This is a genomic window from Chloroflexota bacterium (genome assembly GCA_026713825.1).
GTDB lineage: Bacteria > Chloroflexota > Dehalococcoidia > Lucifugimonadales > UBA1127 > UBA1127.
Window position 1 is genome coordinate 1 of the sequence record JAPONS010000087.1, and the last position, 3,876, is coordinate 3,876.

Genomic DNA, 3,876 nt, shown 5'->3' on the forward strand with positions numbered 1-3,876 from the left:
GCCGAGCTGCGCCCCCCCCCCCCGCTCACAGCGTCGCCCCGGGGCCCCGCCCCGCCGCCCCCGCGCGGCCCGGCCGGCCCCCCGCCTCGACCGCTTCCTGGCCGAGCAGTGCCCCGACCTCACCCGCTCCAGGCTCGCGCGGCTGGTGCAGCAGGGCATGGTCGCCGTCAACGGCGCGCCGAGCAGGCCCTCGCAGCCCGTCCGCGCGGGCGACGTCATCGATCTCATCATCCCGCCCCCGGCGCCCCTCGACCTCGCGCCGGAGGACATCCCCGTCCCCATCGTCTACGAGGACGATGACCTGCTCGTCGTCGACAAACCGGCGGGGCTGACGGTCCACCCGGCGCCCGGCCACCCGTCGCACACGCTGGTGAACGCGCTGCTCGCCTTGCGCCCGAACCTCTCTGGCATCGGCGGCGCGCAGCGGCCCGGCATCGTCCACCGCCTCGACAAGGACACCTCCGGCCTCATGCTCGTCGCCAAACACGACCATGCCCACCACTCGCTGGCCGCGCAGCTTCAGGCCCGCCGCGTCCACAAGCGCTACCTCGCGCTGGTCTGGGGCTGCCCGCGCCCCGAGACGGGCACGGTCGACGCCCCCATCGCGCGGCACCCCGCCGACCGCAAGCGCATGGCCGTCGTCGAGAACGGCCGAGCGTCGGTGACCCACTACGCCGTGCTGGAGCGGCTGCCGGAGGCGTCGCTGGTGGAGGCCCGGCCCGTTACGGGCCGCACGCACCAGATACGCGTCCACCTGGCGTCCCTCGGCTGCCCGCTCGTCGGCGACGCCCTCTACGGCCGCGCCCGCCCGTCGCCCGTCGAGCGCCATTTCCTCCACGCGGCGTCCCTCGCCTTCCGCCAGCCATCGACGGGCGAGACCGTCGAGGTGTCGTCGCCGCTGCCGCCCGACTTGCAGGCCGCGCTGGACATGCTGCGAGAACCCTCAAAAGAGGCTGGCATCTTACCCGTGCGGGCGGTGTAGAATGGCGGCCTAACCGCGGCTCCCCACCACCCGTTGAGGCATATATGAGCCTTCTTGACGACGTAAAGGCCCGGCTGAACATCGTGGACGTGGTGTCCAACTACGTGCCGCTGACGCAGGCCGGCCGCGTTTTCAAGGCGCGGTGCCCGTTCCACACGGAGCGCACGCCCTCCTTCGTCGTCAACCCGGAGCGAGGCTCGTGGCGCTGCTTCGGCGCGTGCTCCGAGGGCGGCGACGCCATCCGCTTCGTGATGAAGATGGAGAACCAGAGCTTCAGCGAGGCCCTCCGCTCGCTGGCCGTGCGCCTCGGCGTGCCGCTGCCGTCGCCTCGGCAGCACGCGCAGATGGACCCGCTCCTGCGCGCCAACGAGGAGGCGATGCGCTTCTTCCAGCGCCGCCTCCAGTCGCCCGACGGCGAGGCCGCGCTCGCCTACCTGCAGGACCGCGGCGTCGCGCCCGAGACGGCGGCCGCCTTCAACCTCGGCCTCAGCCCCGACGGCTTCGAGGAGCTCAAGGGCCACCTGATGGGGCAGGGCTTCACGGAGGAGGAGCTGCAGCGCGCGGGGCTCGTCACGCGCCCGCAGCAGGGCGCATCCCGCGACCTCTTCCACTCGCGGCTCATGTTCCCCATCCGCGACGCCGGCGGCCGCGTGGTCGGCTTCGGCGGCCGCGAGCTCGACGGCAGCGTGCCCAAGTACCTGAACACGCCCCAGACGCCCGCCTTCGACAAGTCGTCGTTGCTCTGGGCGCTCGACGCCGCCCGCGAGAGCATCCGGCTGCGCGGCGAGGGCGTCGTCGTCGAGGGGTACATGGACGCCCTTATGGCGCACCAGCACGGCTACACCAACGTCGTCGCCTCCATGGGCACCGCGCTGACGTCGCGCCAGGTGGAGGCGCTGCGCCCCCTGGCGGACACTTTCGTGCTCGCGCTCGACCCGGACGCCGCCGGGCAGGAGGCGACGATGCGCAGCCTCAAGACCTCCTGGGCCAACGTGCCCGAGGTCCGCATCGCGCTGCTCCCCGAAGGCAAGGACCCGGACGAGCTCATCCGCAACTCGCCGGAGCGCTGGCCCGATGTCCTCGAGGCCGCCGAGCCCCGTGTCGACTTCGGCTTCCGCGTCATGGCCTCCCGGATCAACCTCGACACGGCCGACGGACGCCGCGCCCTGACGGAGGAGCTGGGCGGCTGGATTCTCTCGGCGAGGGAGGAAGACCAGGACCGCTACCTGGAAAAGCTGGAGGGGCTCATCGGCGTCAGCCGGCACACGTTGGAGCAGGCGCTGCAGCGTCAGCGGCGCGGGCTGCTTGACGGCCCGCCCACGGGCCGAGGCCGTCGGCAGGCGCCGCGCCCCGAGCCGCCCGAGAGTCCCTTCGAGGCGCCGACGGGCGTCTTCGAGCGCGACGACCCCCTCGAGGCGTACTCGCTGGCGCTGCTCATGCGCGACCCCGATCTGCGCGACGCCGCAGCCGCCCTGCGCGCCGAGTTCTTCCGGCAGAGCGAGAACCGCGAAGTCTTCCAAAAGTGGGCCGAATGTTCTACAATAGAAGAACTGAAAGAAGACCTTGACGCCCTGCTGCAAGAGCACCTGGACTCCCTCCTCAGCCGTGAAATCCCCTTGATGGATTACAAGCAGCGAACGGAATCCTTCGCGCAGACGATACGGCGATTGGAGGAGCGGCAGCTCCGGGAACAGCGGACGCAGTTGGGGGCGTCGTTGGCTCAGGCCGTGGCGGAGGGCCGGGACACCTCGCCGGAGGAGGAGGAGCTCCACCGGCAGGACGAGCGGCTTCGTGATATCTTTTCCGTCAGGGTCCGCAGGGACATCTAGCCCGCCTGCGCAGCAGGCGCATTCGCCAGGAGATGAACATGGAGAACAAGGAGACCACCGGCAAGACCCCGGAGGTCGTCACAGCTTCCGGCGCGGCAGCGGCGCCGCAGTCGGCGGACCCCCAGACGGCGGCCGAGGTTCTGGCCAAGGCAAGCCCCGACGTGAAGACCGTCTTCGACACCGCCTCCGCCAAGGCCTCCGCCTCGACGTGGTCCGTCGAGGAGCCCCAGCCCAAGGACCTCGCGGACACCCGCCCGGAGGACGAGGTCGAGGACAACGACGAAGTCGAGCTCGAGTCGGCCGAGATGATCGACGACCCCGTGCGCATGTACCTGCGCGAGATCGGCCGCGTCAGCCTCCTGACCGCCCAGGACGAGCGCAGCCTCGCCCGCCGCATGGAGGCCGGCAAGCACGTCACCGCCATGCGCAAGTACCTCAGCGAGGAGAGCGGCAGGACCCCCTCGGCCGTCCAGGTGACCATTGAGCTGCTGCGCCGCCTCGCGTCCACGTACCCGGTGACGGTGGAGCTGGCCGAGCACTGCGACCTTGAGCCGCCCATCACCCTCCGGCACATCATGGAGGACCCCAAGCTCCGCGCGGCCATCGACAACGAGATGAAGATGGACATCGTCGCGGAGCTCAGCGCCGGCCTCGGCATCGAGGAGAGCGACGTCGCGGTGGAGATCATCAGCCTCTCGCTCAACAGCCGCCTCCTCGCTCCGCAGGTGATCGAGGTCATCGAAGCGGACACGCCGCTGGACCGGCTGCGCGACGAGCTCGGCGGGATGCTTGAGGACCTGCTCCCCTTCGAGATGCTGATTGGCCGCCACCTGGACAAGGCCGTCCACGACGGCAACCGCGCGCAGCGCCACCTCGCCGAGGCCAACCTCCGGCTGGTGGTCAGCGTCGCCAAGAAGTACATCGGCCGCGGCATGTCCCTGCTGGACCTCATCCAGGAGGGCAACATCGGCCTCATCCGCGCCGTAGAGAAGTTCGACTACCGCAAGGGCTACAAGTTCAGCACCTACGCCACCTGGTGGATCCGGCAGGCCATCACCCGCGCCA

General features: G+C 70.7%; 2 protein-coding genes and 1 pseudogene. All 3 read left to right on the top strand.

Going from position 1 to position 3,876, the window contains the following annotated elements; translation table 11 throughout:
• Positions 1–97: 97 nt before the first annotated feature.
• The 3 genes and pseudogenes from OXC99_10945 (at position 98) to OXC99_10955 (ending at position 3,876) form a co-directional block, all read left to right on the top strand.
• Positions 98–982 (top strand): RluA family pseudouridine synthase, encoded by an 885-nt coding sequence (locus tag OXC99_10945; protein MCY4625500.1) that lies wholly within the window; start codon positions 98–100, stop codon positions 980–982.
• A gap of 44 nt (positions 983–1,026) precedes the next feature.
• Positions 1,027–2,811 (top strand): DNA primase, encoded by a 1,785-nt coding sequence (gene dnaG / locus OXC99_10950; GenBank protein MCY4625501.1) that lies wholly within the window; start codon positions 1,027–1,029, stop codon positions 2,809–2,811.
• 860 nt (positions 2,812–3,671) lie between these two features.
• Positions 3,672–3,876: pseudogene (locus tag OXC99_10955) on the top strand (sigma-70 family RNA polymerase sigma factor).

Excerpts from the sequence above, each read along its gene's own strand:
- dnaG (MCY4625501.1), top strand. The coding sequence starts at position 1,027 with ATGAGCCTTCTTGACGACGTAAAGGCCCGGCTGAACATCGTGGACGTG.